Origin of the sequence: Lapidilactobacillus gannanensis (genome assembly GCF_003946675.1) — a bacterium.
GTDB lineage: Bacteria > Bacillota > Bacilli > Lactobacillales > Lactobacillaceae > Lapidilactobacillus > Lapidilactobacillus gannanensis.
On record NZ_RHOT01000015.1, the window covers coordinates 25,335 to 50,396 of the forward strand.

Annotated in this window: 21 protein-coding genes, 1 tRNA gene and 3 pseudogenes; 7 read left to right on the forward strand and 18 right to left on the reverse strand. The window is 40.9% G+C overall.

Annotated elements, in window-relative coordinates; genetic code table 11:
* The first annotated feature begins 75 nt into the window (after positions 1 to 75).
* Positions 76 to 1,005: an ImmA/IrrE family metallo-endopeptidase gene (locus tag EKM81_RS05550; RefSeq protein ID WP_125649570.1), complete on the forward strand. Its 930-nt coding sequence runs from the start codon at positions 76 to 78 to the stop codon at positions 1,003 to 1,005.
* 195 nt (positions 1,006 to 1,200) lie between these two features.
* Positions 1,201 to 1,512: a DUF4411 family protein gene (locus EKM81_RS05555; protein WP_125649573.1), complete on the forward strand. Its 312-nt coding sequence runs from the start codon at positions 1,201 to 1,203 to the stop codon at positions 1,510 to 1,512.
* A gap of 339 nt (positions 1,513 to 1,851) precedes the next feature.
* Here EKM81_RS05555 and EKM81_RS11160 read toward each other — a convergent pair whose 3' ends face one another.
* From EKM81_RS11160 to EKM81_RS05565, 3 genes are all read right to left on the reverse strand, one after another.
* Positions 1,852 to 2,010 carry a hypothetical protein gene (locus EKM81_RS11160; protein WP_164509218.1) on the reverse strand — a complete coding sequence of 53 codons (159 nt, stop codon included), beginning with the start codon at positions 2,008 to 2,010 and terminating at the stop codon, positions 1,852 to 1,854.
* Between the two features lie 52 nt (positions 2,011 to 2,062).
* The gene (locus tag EKM81_RS05560) at positions 2,063 to 3,037 is read right to left on the reverse strand and encodes a Gfo/Idh/MocA family protein (RefSeq protein WP_125649576.1); all 975 of its coding nucleotides are present in this window, start codon (positions 3,035 to 3,037) and stop codon (positions 2,063 to 2,065) included.
* Positions 3,038 to 3,332: 295 nt separating this feature from the next.
* The gene (locus EKM81_RS05565; protein ID WP_125649578.1) at positions 3,333 to 3,845 is read right to left on the reverse strand and encodes a hypothetical protein; all 513 of its coding nucleotides are present in this window, start codon (positions 3,843 to 3,845) and stop codon (positions 3,333 to 3,335) included.
* A gap of 144 nt (positions 3,846 to 3,989) precedes the next feature.
* Between EKM81_RS05565 and EKM81_RS05570 the strand changes: the two genes are divergently transcribed.
* Complete coding sequence (locus EKM81_RS05570) at positions 3,990 to 4,430, forward strand: GNAT family N-acetyltransferase (protein ID WP_125649581.1); 441 nt, start codon at positions 3,990 to 3,992, stop codon at positions 4,428 to 4,430.
* Here the strand turns inward: EKM81_RS05570 and EKM81_RS11570 are convergent.
* Positions 4,411 to 4,773, reverse strand: a pseudogene (locus EKM81_RS11570) (NAD(P)H-dependent oxidoreductase); the annotation flags it as partial. The gene EKM81_RS05570 and the pseudogene EKM81_RS11570 sit on opposite strands and share 20 nt — an antisense overlap.
* 33 nt (positions 4,774 to 4,806) lie before the next feature.
* Complete coding sequence (locus EKM81_RS11575) at positions 4,807 to 5,004, reverse strand: hypothetical protein (RefSeq protein ID WP_379880956.1); 198 nt, start codon at positions 5,002 to 5,004, stop codon at positions 4,807 to 4,809.
* A 95-nt stretch (positions 5,005 to 5,099) separates the two neighbouring features.
* Between EKM81_RS11575 and EKM81_RS05580 the strand changes: the two genes are divergently transcribed.
* Entirely contained in the window at positions 5,100 to 5,687 is a 588-nt protein-coding gene (locus EKM81_RS05580; protein ID WP_125649584.1) for a Crp/Fnr family transcriptional regulator, read from the forward strand.
* A gap of 46 nt (positions 5,688 to 5,733) precedes the next feature.
* Here the strand turns inward: EKM81_RS05580 and EKM81_RS05585 are convergent, their stop codons facing one another.
* The 5 genes from EKM81_RS05585 to proB form a co-directional block, all read right to left on the reverse strand.
* On the reverse strand, positions 5,734 to 6,264 hold the full coding sequence (locus EKM81_RS05585; protein ID WP_191987267.1) for a nucleoside/nucleotide kinase family protein: 531 nt from the start codon (positions 6,262 to 6,264) through the stop codon (positions 5,734 to 5,736).
* A gap of 297 nt (positions 6,265 to 6,561) precedes the next feature.
* Positions 6,562 to 6,864: a hypothetical protein gene (locus EKM81_RS05590; RefSeq protein WP_125649587.1), complete on the reverse strand. Its 303-nt coding sequence runs from the start codon at positions 6,862 to 6,864 to the stop codon at positions 6,562 to 6,564.
* A 77-nt stretch (positions 6,865 to 6,941) separates the two neighbouring features.
* On the reverse strand, positions 6,942 to 7,421 hold the full coding sequence (gene rlmH / locus EKM81_RS05595; protein WP_125649590.1) for a 23S rRNA (pseudouridine(1915)-N(3))-methyltransferase RlmH: 480 nt from the start codon (positions 7,419 to 7,421) through the stop codon (positions 6,942 to 6,944).
* Between the two features lie 37 nt (positions 7,422 to 7,458).
* A complete protein-coding gene (locus EKM81_RS05600; RefSeq protein WP_125649593.1) occupies positions 7,459 to 8,706 on the reverse strand; it encodes a glutamate-5-semialdehyde dehydrogenase in 1,248 nt (415 codons plus the stop codon).
* A 24-nt stretch (positions 8,707 to 8,730) separates the two neighbouring features.
* Entirely contained in the window at positions 8,731 to 9,543 is an 813-nt protein-coding gene (gene proB, locus EKM81_RS05605) for a glutamate 5-kinase (protein ID WP_125649597.1), read from the reverse strand.
* 271 nt (positions 9,544 to 9,814) lie between these two features.
* On the opposite strand from proB, the gene EKM81_RS05610 reads away from it, so the two are divergent.
* Complete coding sequence (locus EKM81_RS05610) at positions 9,815 to 10,333, forward strand: QueT transporter family protein (protein WP_125649600.1); 519 nt, start codon at positions 9,815 to 9,817, stop codon at positions 10,331 to 10,333.
* 1,101 nt (positions 10,334 to 11,434) lie between these two features.
* Here the strand turns inward: EKM81_RS05610 and EKM81_RS05615 are convergent.
* From EKM81_RS05615 to yycF, 6 genes are all read right to left on the reverse strand, one after another.
* The gene (locus EKM81_RS05615; RefSeq protein ID WP_125649603.1) at positions 11,435 to 12,739 is read right to left on the reverse strand and encodes a S1C family serine protease; all 1,305 of its coding nucleotides are present in this window, start codon (positions 12,737 to 12,739) and stop codon (positions 11,435 to 11,437) included.
* A gap of 149 nt (positions 12,740 to 12,888) precedes the next feature.
* Positions 12,889 to 13,704: an MBL fold metallo-hydrolase gene (locus tag EKM81_RS05620; protein ID WP_125649606.1), complete on the reverse strand. Its 816-nt coding sequence runs from the start codon at positions 13,702 to 13,704 to the stop codon at positions 12,889 to 12,891.
* Positions 13,705 to 13,792: 88 nt separating this feature from the next.
* Positions 13,793 to 14,659 carry a two-component system regulatory protein YycI gene (locus EKM81_RS05625; protein WP_125649609.1) on the reverse strand — a complete coding sequence of 289 codons (867 nt, stop codon included), beginning with the start codon at positions 14,657 to 14,659 and terminating at the stop codon, positions 13,793 to 13,795.
* Positions 14,660 to 15,985, reverse strand: coding sequence for a YycH family regulatory protein (locus EKM81_RS05630; protein ID WP_164509219.1), 1,326 nt, complete (start codon positions 15,983 to 15,985; stop codon positions 14,660 to 14,662). It abuts the gene before it with no gap.
* Complete coding sequence (gene walK / locus EKM81_RS05635) at positions 15,972 to 17,912, reverse strand: cell wall metabolism sensor histidine kinase WalK (protein ID WP_125649615.1); 1,941 nt, start codon at positions 17,910 to 17,912, stop codon at positions 15,972 to 15,974. The genes EKM81_RS05630 and walK overlap by 14 nt, the downstream gene beginning before the upstream one ends.
* 365 nt (positions 17,913 to 18,277) lie before the next feature.
* Positions 18,278 to 18,985: a response regulator YycF gene (gene yycF / locus EKM81_RS05640; protein WP_125649618.1), complete on the reverse strand. Its 708-nt coding sequence runs from the start codon at positions 18,983 to 18,985 to the stop codon at positions 18,278 to 18,280.
* 1,120 nt (positions 18,986 to 20,105) lie between these two features.
* On the opposite strand from yycF, the gene EKM81_RS05645 reads away from it, so the two are divergent.
* Together EKM81_RS05645 and EKM81_RS05650 are read left to right on the forward strand one after the other, a co-directional pair.
* A tRNA-Lys gene (locus tag EKM81_RS05645) sits at positions 20,106 to 20,178 on the forward strand.
* A 317-nt stretch (positions 20,179 to 20,495) separates the two neighbouring features.
* Positions 20,496 to 21,758 (forward strand): annotated as a pseudogene (locus tag EKM81_RS05650) (replication-associated recombination protein A).
* Between the two features lie 224 nt (positions 21,759 to 21,982).
* Here the strand turns inward: EKM81_RS05650 and EKM81_RS05655 are convergent.
* Both EKM81_RS05655 and EKM81_RS05660 read right to left on the reverse strand, forming a co-directional pair.
* Positions 21,983 to 22,996: pseudogene (locus EKM81_RS05655) on the reverse strand (virulence RhuM family protein).
* Positions 22,997 to 23,260: 264 nt separating this feature from the next.
* Positions 23,261 to 24,880 carry an ATP-binding cassette domain-containing protein gene (locus EKM81_RS05660; RefSeq protein ID WP_125649620.1) on the reverse strand — a complete coding sequence of 540 codons (1,620 nt, stop codon included), beginning with the start codon at positions 24,878 to 24,880 and terminating at the stop codon, positions 23,261 to 23,263.
* Positions 24,881 to 25,062 lie beyond the last annotated feature (182 nt).

The window sequence follows — 25,062 nt, forward strand, 5'->3', positions numbered from 1 at the left end:
GTACACAATAAGCAACAAACCTCATAATATCTATGATACAATCTGGATAGGTACGACTGAAAGGAGTGAATTAGGATGGTAACACCAATGCGAGTTTCTGTTAGTAATACTGTCATTCAGTGGGCGATTAAAAATGGCGAGAAGTCTGAAACTGAACTAATGAAGAAGTATGACTTACATGCTTGGGAAAATCCAACTAGCACTCGTGACTATCCCACTTTCAAGCAAATTCAGAATTTCAGTCATGATACCCGAATCCCGTTTAATTATTTTTTCAAGCAAACACTTCCTCAAGAAGAGCATACCTTTGCCAAGTTCAGAACCATCAATAACACGAACATCCAACCAAGTAGGCGACTAATTGAAACCATTCAAGTAATGGAATCCTATCAAGCCTGGATGAAAGACTTTTTGTTGAATCAAGATAAAGCGATTAAGTTTCAGTTATTAGCCAGTGTTAAAGCAACCATGAATGTTGATAAGGTCGCTCAACAAATAATTGAAATCCTTCATCTTGAAAATCTAGCCGCTACTAAATTAACTGATGATGATTTCTTCAATTTACTACGTTCGAAACTCAGTAATGCTGGCGTCATGGTCATGCAAAGTGGTATTGTGGGTACCAATACTCATCGACCACTAGATATTAATGAATTTCGAGCTTTTGTTTTAGTAGATAACGTTATCCCACTTATTTTTATCAATAGCACTGATAGTAAAAAAGCTAAAATATTTTCATTGATTCATGAATTCGTTCATATTTTACTTGGTGATAATGAAATCCTTAATGTTTCTCCAGAAACTGAAATTCACCAAGAACGCTGGATCAATCAAATTACTAGCGCCGTGTTAATGCCTCTAAAAGAAATAAAAGCGGCTCTATCAACAAGCTTAAATCATCAGGCCAATCTGGTTCACTTGTCACAACTATTCCACACTAGTCTAGTAGCAACTGCCATTCGTTTGAAATTGCTTGGGCAAAAGCCGAGCAAAAAAACCAACTAGAGTTAAAGACAAAATCTAGTGGTGGTAATTTCTATCCTACTGCTATCTCTCGCCTTGATCTTCGCTTTGCCAATGCTGTCATCAATGATGAGGCTACTGGAAAATTAGCCAGTCCCGAAGCTGCAAGAATGTTAGGCGTATCTCTTAAGACTTACGACGAAACCGTCAATAAAATATTAGAATTGGCGTGATTAAATGGAATACCTGTTAGATTCAAATTCATTAATTGATGCCTACAATCGTTGGTATCGACCGCATGTTTTTGGAAATGTTTGGAATTTTCTCTCCACAAATCCAAAAGTAAAAATGACTTCATTTGTTTTTGAAGAGATTAAATATCCATCTGGGCTAACAAATTGGACCAAAGCAAATTTTGTAACTAGTCAAATACATCCTGATCAATCAACCATCCTGACCTATACACAAATTATGGATTGGATCACCAACTGCACCCGCTGGGACAGCGCTGGTATTGCCCAATGGCAACGGCCGGGCCACAATGCCTGACCTTGGTACCTTCTCCAAGCGTGAACCAAAAATAAATAGCGTTGCGAGCCAATTCGGTGTTAGCACATTACCTGTTTATCAACTTCTTGAAGAACTAGAATTTTCAGAATGAAGCCATTCACATCTCCCCTTCCCTAAAAAAGAGTCGAAATCAGAAAATGATTTCGACTCTTTTTTATTTATCTCGCTACTCGATTTTTTGACTAGATATTGCCTAATCTTAACTCTGTTTTACGCAACATCTTGGCAAAGTACTTAATATAAAAACCATCTTGCCCGAAATAACTTTCCAGACAAGATGATTTACCACTAGATTCGTGTTGATATTTTACAGCAGACTCAATAAATCAGATGTTTTTTAACGGCTCTTTTAAAATTAAGCCACGTGAAGCCGTCATATTTCAAATCAGAATAAACATTGCGCAGATTAAGCAGCGTTTCTGGTTGAATCAAAACCATTAAACAAGTTGCGACAATCAACAGGCCAATTCCTAGCATTAAATCAACCTCCTAATTCATTCATGATTATTTCCATTCAAAATAAAACACGCTACTTTTCGTCAGGATAGACTAAACCCCATTCTTGGCGCATCGCTGTCATTAAAGCCATTGTATCAACTGTCCATGATGCCGTGGGATTAGTACCAGTTTCAACAGCCGTTGCCATATCAAGCACTTCGTAACCCATAGCGCGTTTATTCTCACCAGCAGTAATCACCTGTTGCTGATCAGTCTCCCCATCAACGAAAATCGCCTGTTCAGGCCGCAGATAATGATTGACGATGAAATAACCACGCTCATAGACAGCATAGCCTACTTCAGGCCCACGGGCAGATAGACTAAATGAAAATGAGCCTAATTCCTGATTAGCATTAGAAATAATCGCTACACTACCATCATCAACGCCAGTTTCCGCTGGAATCATGACCGTTTTTTCAAGCTTAGGTGTGGCTGTCATGAACCGCCTAGCAAAACTTAAGGCATAAATCCCCAAGTCTAAAAGTGCCCCACCGGCTAAATCCAGATTCAATAAACGACCAGTTTTATCGGCCAGATCAACATGCATCCCTAGTGAGGCCTGGACTGATTTTAAGTTGCCAAGCTTTTTCTCTTGGACGACTTCCAAAAGTCTTTGATAAAGTGGCATATGATAAATTGTCTGTGCTTCCATTAGAATTAATTTTTTATCAGCAGCTAGTTGATTCAGTTCCGCTAACTGCGCGGAGTTTAGAGTAACTGGTTTTTCCGCCAATACATGTTTGCCTGCCGCCAAAGCAGCTTTGATATTCTCATAGTGGGCATTATTAGTCGTCGCAATATAGACCACATCAATTTTAGGATCGGCCAGCAATGCCTCGTGACTTGGATAAACGTGCGGAATTTTGAATTCGGTAGCCAATGCCTGCGCCTTTGCTAGACTATGGGCACTGGCTACCCCATACAACGTTTGACCTTCAGGGAACTGCTCACAGAAATTCACAGCAATCCGTCCGGGTCCAATAATACCCCAGTTATAATTTGTCATGATAAAACCTCCTAATAAAATAACGTGTGCAGAGTTGCAGGATGCAGCGTAGGATAACTTCAATTATTCGATGAGCGGTGCAATCGATTGCGCAAATAATTAAGTTAGCCATCACTGACTGCAACCTCGAACACATCTCCAAAAAGCAAAAGCAGAAATAGCTAGCTTAGTTTCAACTCGCAGCGCTTAATAAACCGCCTTCATTATAAACTAAAAACACCAGTAAGCCCAATTTAATGGCATTACTGGTGTTTTATGATAGACGATAAATTTATTATGAAGATTCACAATAGCGCTAAAAATACTCCTTCAGCATTCCCATACCCAAGCCCATTGAATCAGCGCTAAGCTTGACTGTCTCCTTGGAATCCGCCAATTGTTCGACCGTGATTAAGTCATTTTGTTGTAAGAATACATAAAACTTCTGGAGACCACGAGCAGCCTGCTTAACCTCGTTCCTACTCACACCAGCCGAATACATCTCACCAACAAAGTTGCCATTATCTGACAACAAAGTGTCATCTTGAGTCGCCAAATATTCATTTAAGTAGAAAGTCAGGGTATTGCGGTACCTGGCAACAGTTCGCGCCGCATACTGCTTTTCCAGTTTCTGAATAAATGGTTTCAATAAACTTAAATTGACCTTTTGTAAATTTTCAAAAGCCCGCTGATCCAGGGGTTCTTCGGTTTTTTTCAGTGTCGCGCTAATGGCCACTAATTGTTGCCAATTTTCTTGCAGTTTTTTCTTGGCTGCAGTTCCTAATTCAAATGAATTTTGCGGTGTTACCTCTTTTTTTGCCATTGTCATCACAACCCTCAAAAATTTTTATCGACTCGCAATATGATTTCACTAATAACCCAACGTTCGCTTTAATTGCAAGCTCTCAAAGTCACTTAATTTTACCATCTTAGCATGATATAATCGCCTTATTCTCTTGAAGGAGCCAAAATAATGATGATTGAGATTCGCCTCGGCAATAACGAAGCCAATAAAAAAGCGATTATTAAGAACTTAATCGCCAATAATGCCCAGAAATCGCCTTGGCTAAAGCAACATGGTTCTAGCCTAACTGAGCATGATTTTTTTATTTTCGCTGATCAACAATTAATTAGCGGTGCTGTAGGTGTCAGCCAATATAATTGGTATTTCTTGGAACTACTACAAATTAATGAGGCTTATCAAAAACAGGGCCTTGGTCGCAAGCTCTTGTTAGCAATTGAAAATTTCGCTACCGCTCAAAATCTGACTGGTATTCGCATGGAAACTTGGAATTTCCAAGCCCGCGGTTTTTACGAAAAGCTAGGTTATCAAGTCTGTGGTGAAATCAAGGATTGCCCACCGGGGACAGTGACTTATACATTGCAGAAACGGCTTATTTCAATCGAAAATTAGTTAATAACCGGCTTCTTTCGGCAGTTGTTTTCTTTTCGACCCTAGAGAAATTTTGCCATTTAACCCGCCACAATCTGGTCTTCATAAACGTCCCTCGCCGAAGTGCCTTTACAAGTGGCGCCCCAAAAATTAGTCGGTAAGCCCAATTAGGCGTACTCATAGTGGTGATGATGCGAATTTTAGGTTTGCGTGTCAAGGTGGTCGCCATGGTCTGCGCATCGTATAATTGCCCCTTGGCATACACCTTATCCAAGAATCCTTTAGTCATCGCTGGCATCACTTCCCACCAAACCGGAAACATAAAAATAATCTGATCGGCCGTTTTTAAACGCTGCTGGTAGTCAGCAACTTGCGGATTAACCGGCTTGCCTTGACGCTAATTTGCTAATTCAGTCGCCGACATGACTGGATCAAATTTATCAGCATGTAAATCAATTAAATCAACCATCTGCTTTTGCGCGGTCAATTGATTAACGACTTGATGGGCCAGTGCTGCCAGAAAAGAACGTTGATGTGGCCGATTTTGGTAAGCGGCAGCTGTATAGGGATGGTCAAAAATAATCACGGTTTTCATTAGTAAGACCTGCTTTACTTAATTTATTAACCTTATTTTAAAACCAAGCTAAACTCGGCGCCTTAACAAATGTTAACTAAAGGAGATGTTGGTCGATGAATTTTGAACTACCTGCGCCTATTCGGCAGGAATTTCCTGCTTTAGCCGCTCATTGGGCTCAAATCAAACCAAAGTTTCAGAAACGTCAAGTACCTGCTCAGACCACTTTACTTAATGAGGGTGAGATTGCCACCCAACTATATTTGGTTATTCAGGGTAGTTTGCGGATGTGGCACAACACACCAGAACGCGAGGTAACTTTACAATTTTTCTTCGAAAATCAACCAGTAACCTCTTTTGAAAGCTTCTATCTCGATCAACCTAGTGATTCAACAATTGCGACTTTAGAGAATAGCACCCTATTAGTTTTGAGTAAAAAGGATTTTACCGCATTTTGCCAAGCTTACCCCGATGTCGAAGTAAATTTAAATCAATGGTTATGTCAGCGGTTCATTACTTACCGTCGGCGTATTTACGCGCAACTACAAACTACCGCTACCGGCCGCTACCAAGCACTAATCGCTGATAATCCTGAAATACTAACACGAATTCCTCTCCATGAAATTGCCAGTTATTTGGGCATCACGCCCGTTTCATTAAGTCGGATTCGCGCCCAACTAGATTCAGCCACAGCCAAGGGTTAGTTATTTATCAATAATAAAAAAGCCAGCGTAATGACTGGCTTTTTACTTACAATTGAATTAGACGATTTTTAACTAATGAAACGCGGTCAGCAACAGGCGTCATGCCATCTAGGGCCAAATCAGCCGTTGCCATTACAAATTGCTCATTAACAATAAATAATGGCCGCGCTATTTCTAAATAGGCAGCAATTAGACCTGCCCGTTCACCCTCTGAATCACGTAACAACTGCCGCGCTAACCGGACATCAAGTGACACCTGATTGTAAACTGTTAAATCAATCAAAGGGGCTAAATCAGGATGACGATTACCAAACGGAAAGTCCAGCAAAATCGTCTCACAATGCCCATTGGCCTTTTGACAAGCCTTAATAACAGCTGAAATATCATATTGTGCCACATTAGTAGCTAGGGGTTCGGTAATTGGTGGGGCTGATGGCAAAGCATCAATATCGTAATCATCAAAAGAAATCACACAACTATTTTTTAATTTCTGATGCAGTGCCTGCACTAAAGTAGTTTTACCGCCTGCAGTCAAACCGCTGACCACTACAACTTTGGACTTCATAATAATCACCATTACTTTCATCCGACCAAATGATTCTATTTATGTTTGTGTCGTTTTCTTAACCGACGTTTTCGCAGACGTTTCTTGGAAACATGCTTTTGAATCCATCTCCCCGCAGATTCACCCAAAAAGTCGAACATTGGATGTAGTTTAATGTTCGGCCTTAATCTTCAAGCAACACCAGCTTGATGAATTTATTGGACCACTGATGCTTGCAGTGTGTCTAATTCTTTTGAAAGCGACGTTGATAAGTGGGACTTCTCAGTTAGATCTGGATCATAGATTTTAGCCACACAGCAAATGTTAAACTCATTTTTCTTCACTTGATTCGCTGACTAATTGAATATTAGTAATTATTTGCTGGTCAACCTGAGGCTTTTGATCAGAAAATATAAATAAACTGTCGTGATAACCAGTCATCGCGCCTTCAAAAGGCTCAATAAACCGGTAGTGAGCAAGATTAATAACGCCGTCATAGGTCACGTCGGCAATCGTAACGGCTACCTTTGCAGGATAACGCCTAATTTCCCGATGTAACGACAAACACCAAGAATCCAAGTCCAGTAGACACTCTTTTTGCTGAGCAATATAAAAGCTATTCATGATTCTCATAATTGCACCTTCCTCTGCGTGTCGTTGCTGCTGCTCAACTAATCAATCTGCACAAATGATTGCTACCTAAAACCGCATCACTTATGATACGGACTACCCTCATTAATCATAAACGCCCGATAGATCTGTTCGCTCAGCACCACGCGCATTAATTGGTGAGGCATGGTCAGTTGGCCGAAACTTAGCTGGTCATCAGCGCGTTCAATAACTTCGGGGCTCAATCCTAAAGACCCACCAATCACAAAAGTAATGTCGCTGTGCCCATAAGTACTGAGATCAGCTATTTCTTTGGCGAAAACCTCAGAAGGCCGTTCCTTACCCTTAATCGCCAAAGCAATCACGTATTCTTTTGGCTTGATTTTAGCTAAAATTCGTTCGCCCTCAGTGGCCATCACTTGGTCCATTTGGGCTTGCGATAATTTCTCTGGCGCTTTTTCGTCGGGAACTTCGACAATCTCGAATTTAGCAAACCGACTCAATCGTTTAGCATATTCCGCGATCGCCGCGCGGAAATATTTTTCTTTTAATTTACCGACACCGATAATTTTAATGTTCATTCATAAAATCCTCTCGCTTTAAAACAATCAACGCCATTTACTGGCGAATTTGGCCATTACCATAAACATGATATTGATTAGAAGTCAACGCTGTCAGTCCCATTGGCCCGCGGGCATGCAATTTCTGTGTTGAAATACCAATCTCGGCACCAAAACCAAACTCGAAGCCATCAGTGAAGCGCGTTGAAGCGTTGGTATAAACCACCGCCGCATTGATTCGCCGCTGAAATTCTTGGGACGCCGCATAATCTTTGGTAATAATAGCTTCGGAGTGGTGGGTGTTATAGCGATTAATATGGGTAATTGCCGCATTCAGATCAGGCACAACCTTAATGGCCATAATATAGTCATCATATTCTGTGCCCCAGTCTTCGGCAGTTGCGGGCACAATCTCTGGTAAAATCGCACAAGCCGCCGCATCGCCACGCAGTTCGACATGATATGGCGCTAAGGCTGTGGCAATCATTGGCAAGAATTCCGCAGCCACTTTTTCATGAACGACTAGCTTTTCCATAGCGTTACAAACTGAAGGCCGCTGTGTCTTCGCATTGATAATTATTTCCCGGGCCATACTTAAATCAGCATTTTGGTCAACGTAAATATGGCAATTACCAGCGCCAGTTTCAATTACTGGCACCGTAGCGTTATGCACGACAAAATTAATAAACTTGCTACTGCCACGAGGAATCAGCACATCCACATAATCCGTTAATTGCATCAATTGTTGCGCCGTTTCATGGCTAGTATCGGCAATCAATTGCACGGCATTAGCAGTCAAGCCTGCTTTTCTCAAACCAGTTTGCAAAGCGCCAGCTAATGCCAAATTCGTTTTAATCGCTTCTTTACCACCGCGCAAAATTACCGCATTACCGGATTTCAGAGTCAAACCAGCAGCATCAACCGTCACATTGGGCCGGGCTTCATAAATCATTCCAATCACACCTAGCGGCACCCGCACGTTCTCAATTTGCAAACCATTCTCCGTTTGCCAGCCCGAAATTGCCTGGCCAATTGGATCAGGTAACTGCATGACTTGCTGTAACCCATTCGCCATCCCCACTAACCGTTCATGATCTAGCTTCAAACGATCCAACATTGCTGGCCGCACGCCGTTAGTTTCCGCGACGGTTAAATCAAGCTCATTAGCAGCTAAGATTGCGGCTTCTTCAGCAATTAATTCCGTCGCCATTGTTTGTAACGCCGCATTTTTGTCAGTTGTTTTTAGAAGGGCCAATTCAGTGGCGGCAGCTTGTGCCTGTTGCCCAATTTCTACTAAAGTTGTCATATTCTCACCTATCTATTTTATTAGCTACTGCTTTTTGCTAACTACTGAGTTGCTAAATAAAGTACCAATCTCTTGACCATCTAGAATGTCATAAATAATCTCTGGGTTAGCGCCATTGGCCAACACCATTTGCTGATGATTCTTTAGAATTCGTTGGGCGGCGTTAATTTTAGTGGTCATGCCGCCGGTACCGAAACTACTATCACGGCCGCTAGCATAACTGAGAATTTGGTCATCAATAACTGGGACTTGACTAATCAATTGTGCCTCAGGATGTTTGTGGGGATTAGCCGTAAACAAGCCGTCAATATCTGACAACATAATCAGCAAATCAGCCTGGGTAATTTCCGCCACAATGGCCGAGAGCTCGTCGTTATCACTAAAACTAGTTTTATGATCCAACTCGTCAATCGATACCGTATCGTTCTCATTAATAATCGGAATGATATTTTTCGCCAGCATCGCGTTCAAGGTGTTGACCACGTTACAGTGACTTTCGGGAAAAATAATCACATCGCGCGTCAGCAGAACTTGGGCGACAATTTGTTGATACTCTGCAAACTCGCGCGTATAAATCCCAATCAAGCGACTTTGACCAATCGCCGCCAACGCCTGCTGTTCTGGAATTTCCGTAGGTCGTTCCTTAATATGTAACATATCGCGGCCCGCACCCATGGCGCCACTAGAAACCAAAATAACTTGATAATCATGATTACATAAATCAGTTAACACATAAGCCAAGCGACCAATCGCCCGTAAATTCAACTTTCCATTTGCTAATACTAATGAACTGGTGCCAACTTTAACGACAATTCGTTTTGGCTGTAAGTCCCGCACTATCCTCAACTCCGCTACTTTTTCTTCTTTAATCTTAGCACAGGCCGGCTGCAGATTGGCCCCTTTTCCTCAATCTCTTGCTAGTAATACCAACGACTTTATTTCGAAACTCGCGCAATTCACCGCTTTTAACTATTGTAAAGCCATGCCATCTCCGTTATCATGGTAGTCGGACATTTTTTGTACCACTGTGGCACTTCTAATCCCAATCTGGGTATTTCCTTTGGTCACAGTTATTAATAACCGTCATGGGTTATAAAGGAGGATTTACATGACAAAAGAACAGAATCATCTGCATGATCTCGTCATTTCGGCGATCATTGCTGCATTGTATGTGGCGCTAACTTATTTAAGCCAAATGTTTGGTTTAGGTTACGGGGCTGTCCAGTTACGGCTTTCAGAAATGCTAAATTGCTTGGTTGTTTTCAATAAGCGATATATCTGGGGCGTAACTTTAGGCTGTATCCTTGCTAATCTAACCAGTACTTTAGGTGTGGTTGATATCGTTTGGGGATCATTACAAACATTAATTTCGCTAACTATTATTTATTTCGTCAGCAAGAAATTGCCTAACCTGATGGCTAAACTAGGTAGCGTCGTCGTCATTGGTACCGTCATGATGTTCCTAATTGCTTGGGAATTGGTTGTTTTAACAAAAGCACCATTCTGGTTAACTTACGGCTCAGTTGCTGCTGGCGAATTTGCCTCCCTACTAGTCGGTGCCATTCTGATTTACTACATGAGTAAACGAATCGACTTCAACACTGCCACCATCAAGCACCGTTCCTAATAAAAAATTTCAACTAGCATTGGTCAATTTTATTGATCAGTGCTTTTTTAATACTCAAAAATTTCAGATTACTTCTTTAAGTTATCCTGACTTGTTCTTCCTTAATTAATCAGACCGTTAAGACCCGTAACTTAAAAAAAATCAGTGCTAAAACTCACCACGACCAATAAAGCTAACTGCCAAATAAGCTTAAAAATATCCGACTAACTTGGCGTACTTATTAATAACACCTGCAAATCCGCCGTTTTGGTGGCGTTATTAAAAGTTATGCCCAGCTAGTGAAGCACTATCCACAGCTGAAACATGTTTTCCCCAAGTTATCCACAAAGTTATCCACTTGTACACATGTTCGCCGCAGAATCTTGTGTCAAAATAACACCTTGATACCAAATATTCTATTCATATTTGTCAAGATAAATATTTTTAAAATTAGTTTTCCACGTCTTTTTATTGTTCGCCGTAATCGTTTATTCCCGTGAAACGCTTATGGGAATAGGTTTTTATTTGACTTTATTTTTAGCTATCAAAGTTATCCACACCTGTCGATAACAATGTGGATAACTAAAAAACAGCTTATTTACCGCGGTATCATAGGATATCCACACCCTTATCCACATGCTGTGGATAACTATTGTAGATAAAAGTTTTGCTTGACAAGTTTTTTACTATCGGATATCCCGAACTTAACGCCTTAACATTCGTTATAGCGGCAATATTTACGAACAATTCCGTGAAACAATCAAAATTAACCGATTTTTTAGTTAACAATCTCTTTTTTGTTACTAAACTAGGTCAGCAGTATTTATTCCGCAGGTTGTGCATAACCGTTATGCTTGTCATATTGTTACAAACTAGTTGTGCACAAATCGGTTGCTCAACCAGCCGCCTGTATTCCTGCATCAAGCTAAGTTGCTCCCTAGCTTACCCCACGATTTAGAGGATGTGGTTGTCAGCCAATGTGTATGCTTTGCACACATACCTGATCAGCACCCCTCATTTTGGACACAAAAAAACTGTCAGACCACGCGCTTGACGTTTCAATGCGTGTTCTGACAGTTTTATATTTATAACCTATTTACTGTGCTGAAGTGAAACACTGTTTTAGTTACTGCTAGAACTATTCGAGCTTGTTGTGCTGCTAGCTTCCTTAGTCAAGGTAACTTTCGTTTCTTGCAACTTTCCATCACGATAGTATTTCACCGTTACGGTATCTCCGATTGAGTGCGCATAAATTGCAGTGTGCACTTCAGCAATGCTAGTAACTTTTTTACTATCAATCCCAACAATTGTATCGTACTTCTTCAAACCAGCTTTCGCTGCTGGCCCACCAGATTCAACTGAGGCAATGACCACACCACTAGTAATATTAGTTGGCAATTTCAAAGTTGATTTTTGTTGATCAGCAGAAATATTAGTTAGATCTACGACGCCGACGCCAAGTGCTGGCCGGACGACTTTACCATTTTTAACTAATTGATCAATAATTTGCACAACTTCATTACTTGGATAAGCAAAGCCCATCCCCTCAACTGAAGTACCATCTGTGTTTTGGGCATACTTCAATGAGTTGATCCCAATAACTTGACCAGAACTATTAACTAACGGGCCACCAGAGTTCCCCGGATTAATTGCCGCATCTGTTTGAATCACGGTTGCTTGACCAGTTGTCTGACCAGTAGTGTCATCAGTCACATCGATTGTCCGATTCTTCGCGGAAACAATCCCTTCTGTCACAGAAGTGGCATACTCACTACCCAATGGTGAACCAATCGCAATTACTGGTTCAGCTGGCGTAATCTTAGAAGAATCCCCAAACGTAGCAACGGTCGTCACTTTTGCAGCACTAATTGATAAGACTGCCAAATCAGAGGTCGCATCAGCCCCAACAATTTTAGCTGAAACTTTGGTACCATCAGCTAAAATAACTTGCAGCGCATCAGAACCAGAAACGACGTGGTTATTGGTAACCACATAGGCAGTCCCGTTTTGCTTGGCGTAAATCAAGCCTGAACCTTCACTAACTGTCTCTAATTCAGAAGAGCTTGTTCCGGAGCCGGAACTTGAGTCAGACGAACCACTACTCTTGCTGTTACCCCTACTACCGAATAAATCTGAGAAAATATCGCTACTATTATTTTGACTTTGTCGTTGTTCGTTAATTACTGAAACAACAGCACCCTCAACTTTAGTAAATGCCTTGGTCATCGAGCTACTAGTTTTAACAGAAACATTGCTAACTTTCGTGGTACCCGTTGTACCAGACGAATCAGTGGCCGTATCACTACTGCTACGCCCAACCATTGAAAAACCGGCAAAAGCTACGCCACCGCCAATTAAGGCTGATACAACAGCGATGACCGCAATTTGCCACCAGGTGATGCCACGTCTTATTCTACGCTTACTCATCTTTATCTATCTCCTTAAAATCATTTCTAACAAGTTGATTCATCTTTAACTCATTTATCTGACTTTTATCTTACTGAGCAAATTTGAATTATTTATGAAATTGCTCCTGACAAACCATAAACTAATTGTGTCTTTTTTGCGTCATTAAACTAAACGATTGTTAAGGGATCAGCAACTGCCGGATCAGTATCCATAATCTGAAAAGCATCATCAACACCAAAATCATGGTCAGCCAAGAAATCACTAACTGTTTGATGCGCTAATTTTTTAGCATTATTCTCCTGACTTAAATGCCCTAAATAAATCTTTTTGGTGCGATGACCTAAGACACTCATTAAAGCTAAAGCGCCATCATCATTAGACAAATGACCTTGATCGCCGAGAATACGCTGCTTTAATGACCAAGGATAAGGGCCATCTCGCAACATCATCAAATCGTGATTACACTCCATTAAATAGCCATCAGCATCGGCAATCGTGCTGGCAACGCGATCAGAAACATAACCTGTGTCCGTTAAAATTGCAAACGCATGATCATCATGATGAAACTGATAAAATTGCGGTTCGGCCGCGTCATGGGAAACGCCAAAACTCTCAACATCTAAGTCACCAAGACTTAACGTTTTGCCCATTTCAAAAATATGTTTTTGTTCCGGTGCGATTTTACCAATCTTAGGGCTCATCGCTTGCCAGGTACCTTCGTTTGCATAAACATCAAGATGATAACGCCGTGCCAAAACGCCCACACCGTGAATATGATCGGTATGCTCATGGGTGACAAAAACGGCATCAACATCATTTAAATCGCGACCAATACTTGCCATTAAGGCAGCAATCTTTTTGCCAGAAAGTCCAGCATCGACCAAAACTTTATGTTGTGGGGTCTCAAGATAGGTGACATTACCTGAACTACTGCTAGCCAAGACACTGACGCGTAGCCCTTCAGTTGTATCTAGTTGCGTCATGAATAAAGCTTCCCTTCAAAATTACTTATCAAAAACATTAACTTATTTTAACACAGTCACATGACTGCGATTAGTTTGTTCATCTTAACTAATCATCAGCATCAACCGTGGTACTGGCACTGCTGGACGAACTACTACTTGCATCAGTTGTGGTGGTACCCTTAATAATCGTCTTTGTTAGCGCATTAACCTTTTTCAAGGTCTCATTTTTGGTACCCTTATGTTGAATCATTACATTCCAGACGGGTACGTAAATAATACTCCCACGAACATCGATCAATTCAGAATAACCTAATTTATACCAAACAATCTTGGAATTCTGCGAAATCTCACTCGAAGTGTATAACAGCTCGATTGCATCACGGGCACTGATTGTCGTTTGTTTCTCCCGTAACACCGTTATATTCGGCAAATAAGTTTGGGTATAGCCAGTCACATTGCCGTTACTGATTTTGAAAGTGAGCGTTCCCTGCGGATCAATAATAACGCCCTGTTTAGTTTTCTGGGCGAAAACAACCGTACTCTTCTCATCTGACATTCCTGATTGATAGACGTATTCACGCCCATGAAGGACGTTATGCTCATTCTCCACAAAGCTTTTCAATACAGTCACGACATTATTCTTGTCATAACCAATCGGGACATTAAACTGGCTAGTTAATTTATGCGTGTCGTAATTATATGAAGTTGATTGACTGCTTAACTGTTTGGTGTTGCTTGCCAAAACATCTTCAATTTTACTAGCTAGATAGTAACCTTCACCCTTGTCATTTGATAGTTTGGGCACAGTGATATGATCATCCTTCATATCCTGAATAATAGCCTGTTCATTCGTAACGGTTGGCGTTGTGTTATAAGTGGCGTTACTGCCTTTCTGCGTGTAGGAAGCGAGTAGAAACACATCTAGGGCTAGAAAGACAATCAAGAAAATCATTTCAATTCTCCGAAAATCCATTTATTGCGCCTCCGTTCCGGTTTGATCTTGCAACCAGTCCTGATAATCACGCCAACGATTATTGATTTTGACATAATAAGTTGGCATTAAATCAACAATATCCGCATCAGTCGTATCAGTGACCCAGCGATAACCAATGACCAAATTTTGAATCGATTTGCGGGAGTAATTAGCCGCAACTAGCTTGTTCATAACCGTTTCTGTCGCCGGCAAAGTCACCTGATTAGCTTTGGCTGGTACTGGTACTTGTAAAATTCGACTTGAAAAAGCAGTTTGACTACCTGTATTGGAAAATTTTACTTTTACCGAACCGAAATCACTTTGCTGGAAAATCGGGAAGCCTTCCACAAAGCTGCGAAACGCGACCATATTGTTGGTTTGATCAACACTATAATAGCGAATATCAGTTAGCGGATTACCAATATCGGTTAACGCTGTAAAACTGTTTTCAAGCAAACTCTTCAAGTTATTCGGCACATCAGTTTGGCTATTATTAGAGAAAGTAAGTTGGTCACTACGATGATCAACTGTTAGTTGATTATGGTAACTGCCACCATAATAAGTCGTTTGTCCACCAGACTCCCGTGATTCGACATTAGTGTTTTTATCATTACTCATTAAAGCAGAAATATAGGTATTTTCGTTCCGACGATTAATTAAGTAACTGTACGGCCGTAACGTCACTTCATTTTTGAAGAAAACTTGCGGTCGCTCGCCTAATTGTTCCTGACTAACAGCTAGGTTCATATCTGCTTTAGTCACTAAATGCCGGATTGTCGCAATGCGCGTCTCGCTAATACGACTTTGCCAAACTTTCTGACTAATATCATCGAGAAAATAAACATGATCCAAATTATTCGATGTGCTGAAAATAATGCGCGTAAAGGCAATATCATTGACAACATCTTTTAAGCGTTCCTGCTTCACTACTGAGCCAAATAATTTTAAAGACATTTGATCAGCGTAAATCATTTGAACCGTGCCGCTTTGATTCATTAGTTCATGATAACTAACTGCACTTCGCCGAAAAGAATGGAATGTCCATTTTTGGACTACTTGCCGTACTTCTAGTGCCAAATTTTCTTTGTGGTTATAAACCAAAGTCTGATTTTTCTTATTGTCAACATTGACCACGGCCGTTGGTAAATAAACTTGACTTAAATTCTGTTGATTAGCTGAGGTAATACTATCGGTGGTCGTGCCTGCTTCAGTATCTGTTCGCCGTTCATAGCGCTGATTGTTGGTCCAAATCAAGAAACTCAAAATCAAGCTGAACACAACCGCCAAGATTAGAATCACTCGAACTAAAAGGTTAGTCCTCCGCATCCCATTCATCTCCATTCTCGTAAGTTTGATATGGTAAGGAAATGTAGAACGTCGAGCCACGCCCCTCCGCGCTATCGACCCAGATATGACCATGATGGGCTTCAACAACTTCCTTAGAAATCGCTAAGCCTAAACCAGTCCCACCTTGTTTTCGTGACCGGGCTTTATCAACTCGGTAAAAACGGTCAAAGATTTTATTAATATCTTTTCGGGGAATTCCTAAGCCTTGATCGCTAATACTAATCACCACGTTTTGGTGATTCTCCATAAGTCGCGCAGTGATGACCCCGCCATCTGGTGAATATTTGATGGCGTTATTCATGATGTTGTCGATTACTTGCATCATTTTATCCGTGTCTAACTCAACCCAGAGATCTTGCTTAACAAATTCGCGCTTAATACTATAACGCTTATCTTCATGAGGTAACATCGGATTATTCTTGTCGTTGCGCTCATTCTCAGTTTTGATCATCATGTCAAACCGATTCAGGATGTAATTAAAAAACTCATTTAAATTAACAAACTCTAATTCCATCTTAGCTGTACCTTGATCTAGTCGTGACAAGGCCAGTAACTCATTGATCATCCGAATCATGCGATCTGTTTCTTCTTGAGTCACACTTAAGAACTGCGGCGCCAACTTAGGATCTTGCCAGGCACCATCTGTTAAAGCTTCAATATAACTGCGAACACTGGTTAACGGCGTCCGTAATTCATGAGAAACATTGGAAACAAACTCCCGCCGTTCGGCATCATTTTTTTCTTGCTCGGTAATATCATGAAGGACACAAACTAACCCACTAATAAAACCTGTTTCCCGTTGGATCAAAGAAAAATCAGCATGCAGGATTAAATCTTGAGTTTCACTGGTGATCACCTTTTCTGGCTGATCAGCATTCCGCTTCTGAGTAATCTTGTCTGGTTCAATCGTCATCTCATGTCGAGTTTCCAGCAAATCACGTAACGAATACTCATCTTCAATCCCAAGAATACTTAAAATGGATACACCGATTGCATCATCACTACTTAAATTCAAGAAACTTTGAGCCGTTTCATTAATAATAGTCACATTCCCGCGGTGATCAGTGGCAATAACGCCGTCCGTCATATGACTTAACACTGAATCTAGCCGCCGTCGTTCGGCGTCGGATACTTCCTGCGCTTCTTCAACCCGCACCGACAAATTATTGACCGCCAACGCCAACTGACCTAATTCATCTTGACCATAAATTCGCACTTGCCCAGAATAATCACCATCGGCCATGCGAATAGCTTGTTTTTTCATTTCATCAATTGGTTGTGTTATTGCCCGGGCAATAAATATTGCAATGACCATGCCTAATAAACCGGCCACTAATGAAGCAGTCAGGAAAATCAACGTAATTGAATTAATATTAGAATAGACATCATCCATACTAGCTTTAACATAAATCGCCCCAACAACTTGGTTGGCATCAGTACTCGGATTAGTAATTGGCGTAATCGAGGTATAAAAGCTGCCCCCACGATCATCCGAACTAATCTGGGTCTGTTTATGATTAGCATAAATAACATTTTTAATTTCTGAATCCGGGGTCCGCTGGCCAACATTACCTTGATCATTGGCATTACTAGTTCCCCGAATAATCCCCTTGTTATCAACAACCTGAACTTCTGAAATTGAGGAATTATCAACCTCGGCCACAATATTCTTGATATTGCGATTAGCGACATCAGTACTGGTACTCGTGTTATTTAACTCGTTGGCTAGTTGGCTACTGACGTAAGGCTGAATGACCACTGAATCTTCGAAAGTTTTAATATTCTGTTGTTCCAGTTGCTTCACGAAATAAGCCCCGATAATTTCGATCGTGGTTAACAGTAGTAGGACGAACACCAGCGCTATTTTAAAATGAATTGATTGAAAAGGACGAATTTTCTCGTTCATAACGGTTTCGAATGTTGCAAAATCAAGCGAATCTTGCGCACACCCAGTTCACTTCCTTAATTTCTCTTGACCGCTGAAGCTGCATAGATCTTTTATTCTATTAAAAAGACTTTTAGCAGTTTAATTGTATGACCTAAAGGCAAACGATTCCGCTTAATGACAAAATACCGAGCAATTCCTGCGAATTCTTCGGTATTTACATCAATGCTCGCCGGTTAACCGCCTTTTGTCACACGCTATAAATAAAATGAGACAGAAGTTACGCTTTGCCAAACAAATGTTAGGCAAACGCGAAGATAACTTATGTCTCACTTTCTCACGCGTATTCACAATAGTCAACACGAACTAAAATCATTTTACATTTCTTAATCGTTATCAGGATTCTTCAAATAGTAGCCAACTCCACGGCGAGTCATGATCCAGTCAGGATGGCTAGGATTATCTTCGATTTTCTCCCGCAAACGCCGAACAGTCACATCAACAGTCCGGACATCACCAAAGTAGTCATAACCCCAAACTGTTTGTAGCAAATGTTCCCGAGTCATCACTTGGCCGAGATGCTTAGCCAAATAATGTAATAATTCAAATTCACGATGGGTCAGCTCAATTTTTTCACCGCGTTTAGCAACATCGTAAGCTTCTGGGAAAATCGTTAAATCACCAACATCGATTTCATGATGATCATCTTCCTCACTGTCAGCTGAAGCTGTCGCTTGCCGCCGTAAATTAGCCTTAACACGGGCCACTAGCTCTCGGTTAGAAAATGGTTTCGTAACATAATCATCGGCGCCTAATTCCAAACCGATGACTTTATCGATTTCTGAATCTTTGGCCGTGACCATAATAATTGGCATGTCGTGTGTCTTGCGAACTTCACGAGCCACTTCCAAACCATCAACCTTAGGTAACATTAAATCTAACAGAATTAAATCTGGATTAACTTCTTCAACTTTTTTTAGTGCTTCTTCGCCATCATAAGCGACGTACACATCGTAGCCCTCTTTAGTTAAAGAGAACTTGACGATATCCGAAATAGGTTTCTCATCATCAACAACTAAGATTTTTTTCGCCATATTTATGGTTCCTCCTTAGAGCGTTCCCAATCTATTATACTAACTTTCAGAAAAAAGCACAAAGGTTCTTCTCTTTTACACAGAAATACCCATTTTTAATGCAGTTTTGCCATTAATTACACTCCCCAAATACCAGTGAACTACTTCAAAAAATCGTGTATGGTTAATAAGAACAGAACTAGTTCCAGACTCCATTGCGGGCTGCTTGTCGTGGAACGCGGCCGACGCTGATTGAAGTCTTTGTTGCACAAAGTTCTCCAATACAGGTCTTCTCAAGTGCTAAAGCACCAACGAGAATTTGGCGGCTGACGACAAGATCCCTCCATTGCGTCTGAAGTTGAGTTAGTGCATTTCATCGTTGTTAGATGTTAAGACAATTTCGGTGAGGCTAATCAACTTGATTCAACTTGTCGTGACAGTTGACCAGATTACAAAAAGCAAACCCACTCAACAATCTCTGATCTTATCCAGAAAGATTGGCAAATAGTGGTGTTGAGTTCTACTAGTTAACACCGGTAGGGACCGAGCGATTGGCGTCAGCTGCGAAATTTAGTCTACGACATAAGTAGATGATTGGCACAATCTCCCAATCACTGCCTCTGAATACTAGTAAAGATGAAGTCAACCACCTTAACTCCAGACGGCGTGGAGGGACCTTGGCGTCAGCCAATTGGTTTGTATTTGCGTAAGAGCCTGCGAGAAGCAGCCAAATTGTTCTTAATGGATTTGCCATTTAGAACAAGACTTGTATCTGAGACAATTCGAGTTGTAATTGGCTCAGATCAACGTCGGCCGTGTTCCACGCCAAGCAGCCCGGAACAGAGTCAGACCCTATTCCGTTTCACACCTGTTTATCGTTCGGCTCCTGCCGTTACTTAACTAGGAAGCGGCTTGAACAAGATTTCAGCACAAAAAACTACTATCAGCGGCCTTCTTTATTAATTACGCCTAAATAAGTAGAAATTTTGAAGGAGAGGCTTATTTTAACTCTTCGTTATAGTAAGTAAATGGTTTTTACATCAAAAAAATAAACTTTTTTAAATTTTTTGGCCAAAAAAAGCCGTGGAAGGGTTGCGAGACTATATTCCATATGCTAATATAGTTAAGTCGTCAGATATTTGGGTGGTTAGCTCAGCTGGCAGAGCAACGGACTCTTAATCCGTGGGTCCAGGGTTCGATCCCCTGACCACCCATAATCGATATTAACCAGTGATCACGCAGCGATAAAACGCCGTGGTTGCTGGTTTTTTTGTGTCCTTAATTAGGATAGCATTGCCAATATTACTTGAAAATTGACGTGTTCTGATTCAAAATCGAATTCAAAAAGTCGGCAAGCATCAATAATTGATTGCTCATGAAGAACTCAGTAATCATGTCGGCGAATTCTTCGCTATCCGTCAGTCAACAAACCCACAATCCCTTAACTCGAAAAGCTCGTGTTATGATAATACCAGTCATTTAATCATAAATAAACTGCGTGAACAACTTAATCCCAGAAAGGAACCTGATTTTGGCATTTAAAACACCGTTGGCCGATCAAATGCGGCCTCAAGAATTAGCGCAAATGGTTGGTCAGCAGCAATTATTAGCTCCCGGCCAACCGCTGCGCCAAATTATTGATTGCCATGTTAATATTCCGCTGATTCTTTGGGGACCACCAGGCACCGGCAAAACCAGTTTGGCTCAAATTATTGCCCGGCAAAATCATTATCCTTTCGTGACCTTCAACGCCTCAACCGACAATAAAGCCCAGCTCACTTAGGCAATTGCCCTCTACCCCAATCAGTCCTTCGTGTTATTGGTCGATGAAATTCACCGACTGACCAAAACGCTCCAAGATTTCTTGTTGCCATATTTGGAAAACGGTCATGTCATGCTGATTGGCGCCACTACTGAAAATCCAATCATGTCGATTGTGCCGGCAATCCGTTCACGCTGCCAAATCTTTGAATTTCAGGCACTGGACGAGGCCGATATTCAAACTACTTTGCAGCGCGCAGTGACCGATATTTACCATCTAACTGACGACCAGGTCGAAGCAAATGCCCTCGAACTGATTGCTGTTTCTGCCGATGGTGATTTACGCGTGGCCTTAAATATTTTGGAAACGATCCACGCCATTGATGCGGCACAAATTACCGTGGCAGCAGTCCAGAATTTTGCCCAACAGCAGCATTTTAGCTATGACCGCAAAGCAACGAAACATTATGATTATTTATCAGCCTACTCAGATTCAATGGCCGGTTCTGACACTGATGCAGCCCTTTACTACTTAGCTATTTTACTAAAGAACAATGATTTACCTTCCGTAGTTCGGCGCTTACGAGAAATTCCCTATACCTATATCGGCCTAGCAAATCCCGAATAAGCCACTCAGATTGTGATCGCCGCCAACCAAGCTGAAAAAGTCGGCATGCCCAAGGCCAAATACCCACTGATGTTTGCCACTACGTTAATGTGCATCTCGCCCAAGTCTGGTTCCTTTGATGAAACTTGGGCCAAGTTAGACGCTGACACTGAGCATCCCAATGAGCACCCCATGCCACGAGGATTACGTGACATGCACTATAAACACTCTGAGGAAATCACTGGCGGTGGCTTGATTGACAGTCCTTTTGCCAGCCCTCATCAAATCACCCAACAGAATTACATGCCAAAGGGTCTTGCTGGCCGGCAATACTACCAGCCTAAAGATAATCAAAATGAACGTAAATTAGGCGAACAATATTTCAAATTACACCGCTATATTTATGGCGAAGATTATCCTGATTAAGGACTGAATAAACGCAAAAATTATTACGTCATATAAAAATGAGCTAGGAGGATTTTACCCCCCTAGCTCTTTTTATATTTGAGGCTGTGACATAAGTCTATTTTCCAAAAATAAAACGAACTTTATCTACTGAAACGTGTTCTCAGAAGGCAGCCGGTTCCGCTTAACGCCTTTTGTCACACTCTGATTGCAATAAAGATTATCGTCATCACCTGAACGTTAACTCAACGATGATTATCAGTAATCATTTTTTTAACTTGTTTATCAAAATCTGAAGTTATTCTTTGGGTCTTATTAAATTCATCATACTCTTATGCTGCTTTATCTTTAGCGGTTTTCATTGAGATAGAACCATGATTAGGCAATATTTCGTACTCTCTGAAAGACAAAAAGCGGTCAATACTATCAGAGAATTCTTTCATTGTAAAAGTATTCCTGCGTTCAATCAAATCTTCGATATAATCAAAATAACTTGAAACATTACGTTCCAATTGTTTAACTTGTTTTTCATTTAGATAGTTATTGGCAACTTGAGTATCACTTTTTAAAACTCGGCCATCTGGAGAATTCTTCCAGGTGGTCAAACCCACGTGCGGCTGATTCTGATCAGCATGGGTGTAGATAATTTCAGCACCCGTTTGTCCAGTTATTGCGTAGTGAAACTTATTTTGAACATTGGCATAAAACTTTTTAGTTATCGGACTATCTTTATCATAATCTGAACTAATTTCGGCGAAAATATCAGTTATTTTCTGCCAGACTCGCCGTTCACTTGCTCTAATTGAGCGAACTCGTTCAAGTAATTCGTCAAAATAATCTTTGTTCAATAAATTTGATCCCTGTTTTAAGCGATCATCATCAAGCACAAAGCCCTTAATCATGTATTCATTTAAAGTTTTTGTCGCCCACTGTCGGAAACGAGTCGCCTGAGTCGAATTAACTCGATAGCCAACTGAGATAATTACATCTAAATTATAGTAGTTAATATCTTTATCCATATTGCCAAAAACCCCGTTGTTTACGACAGTTGCAATTTTTGCAACTGTCGTAGACTCGCTAAGTTCGTTAATTTCAAATATATTTCTTAGATGTCTTGAAATTGTCGATTTATCGACGCCAAATAATTCGGCCATGGACTTTTGCGTCGTCCAAATCGTATCATCACTAATAATGACATCAACACCAACATCACTGTCTTCAGTTTTATATAATAGAAATTTTACTTGCTCATGATTCATGACAACGTACCTCGCTTGCTTCTTGATTCGTATTTTTGATGGCTGATCCGTTAATTCATTATAGCAAATTATTACTTTTAAAAATCGGTCTGAAAATCAAACATACTTCTGTTTCACGATAGTAGATTCAACTTTTAAATACGCAAATTATCACTAATATTTTTATATTTTTGTTTATTATTCAGCATCTATAAACCCCCCAGTTTGAAATAATCGTCCAAACTGGGGGGTATTTTGCGCCGTTTTTACACAGCTTTATTCTGTTTATCCATGTACCGTCACTTGATCCAAGCGAATAACTTGATCATAGTCTTTTAGTTGGTCTTCAGGCACCTGATGCGCCACCTCAATCAAGGTCTGCTGACTAGCGATAAATAATTGATGGATTTGTTCGGCTGTGGTCTGATCTAATGAAGAAGTTGCTTCATCAGCGAGGATAATTGGTCGGTCATAAAGCTGAGCCCGGGCAATTTCCAAACGCTGTAATTCACCACCAGAAAGATTCTGGCCATTTTCACCAACTTGATATTTCAATCCTTCAGCAGTACTAAACTGTGGTAATCCAGCGTTTTTCAAGGCCTGCTGAATTTGTTGGTCACTAAAAGTTCGACCTAAAGTAAGATTAAATTGAATCGTGTCATCAAAAGCAAAAGGTTGCTGACTGATCCAAGCAAATTGTTCCTCAATACTGGCTGGTGAAAACTGCGTCATTGGTTGCACATTAAACGTATAATCGCCGGCACTGGGCACCAATTCATCCTGCAAAACTGCCAATAACGTCGACTTGCCAAACCCAGAAGGTGCCGTGATCAAGACCTTCTCACCAGCTGAAATTTTTAAGTTCAACTGCTTGAATAAGTCCCGTTGATCAACGGTGACCGCCAAATTATGTAACTGTAGATCAGAAAATTCGCTGATTGTTTGACTCTGACCTGATGTCGATTGATTCTTGGCCTTAGCAAATTGATTCTGCTTGGCCGTTAACACCCGTTGTTGAATTTCAGTAATCGTTTGCCGCTGATTATTAGCACCAACAATTGCCATTAAAGGATTGGCAATACTATTGGATAATTGCATTACTGACACGAAACTGGCCAAAGTCAGCGCCCCTAAAATAATCCGATAAACCCCGACGCCAAAAGGAATGGTCATTGCCGTCAGCATGGCCACAGTATACGCCAGCGAATTAGCCACACCAATGGTTAAATTCATCCGCCGCAAACTATTCTCTAACTGGCCACCTAGTCCCAACAACTTCTTCCCCAGCGTTGCCTCAGCATGGTAAGTCCGAATCGTTCGTTTGCCCGTTAAAACATCCTTTAAACGATTAGTAAAACTAGCGTTAGCCTGAGACCATTCTTTTCCTCGTTGACTGATTCGACCTTGAGTGAAATTAGAAATCAACAGCGGCACTAACGAACCGACAAAAAACGCTAACGTCGTCCAAATATCGTAAGTCAAAGAAGCAACCAGCGCAAAAACAAAGGTCAGTACATTCGTGACCATATCCATTTCCGCTTTAATACCATTAGTTTCTAATAACTTTAAATCGTTGGTCATGAAAGAAATATTATCGGAAATTGCCTTGTTCTGCGGCGCGGTGGTTAATAACTCTTTGATCATAATCTGTTTTATTTCCAGATTAGCCGCAGCAACATAGCGCGTCTCAGCATTAACCTGCAACAAACTAATCCCACAAAAAATCAGAAACCCCACAATCGCAATCAAACTGTTCTGCAAGAAAAGCGCCATATTCACTTTGGTCGCGGCGGCAATAAACCGCCCGAGAATGAACGCCATGAACACACTTTGCAGACTATCTAAAGCTGTCCAAAATAAATAGTTGATCAGTTTCGACTTTTTTCCAAATTTAAAAATTAACATACCATCAACTCCTGAAATAACGCTATTTTTAACAAAGAATTATTGTATTTCATCTGACAACCATAAAGGAATTATTGCACACAGCCCCTTAAAAGTTCTTTTAATTAGGGTCCGTCTGAAAACTACTTAAGTAAGATGCAAATTGAGGCAATGTAGACCGTAGCCAGATAAACATGAGCGAG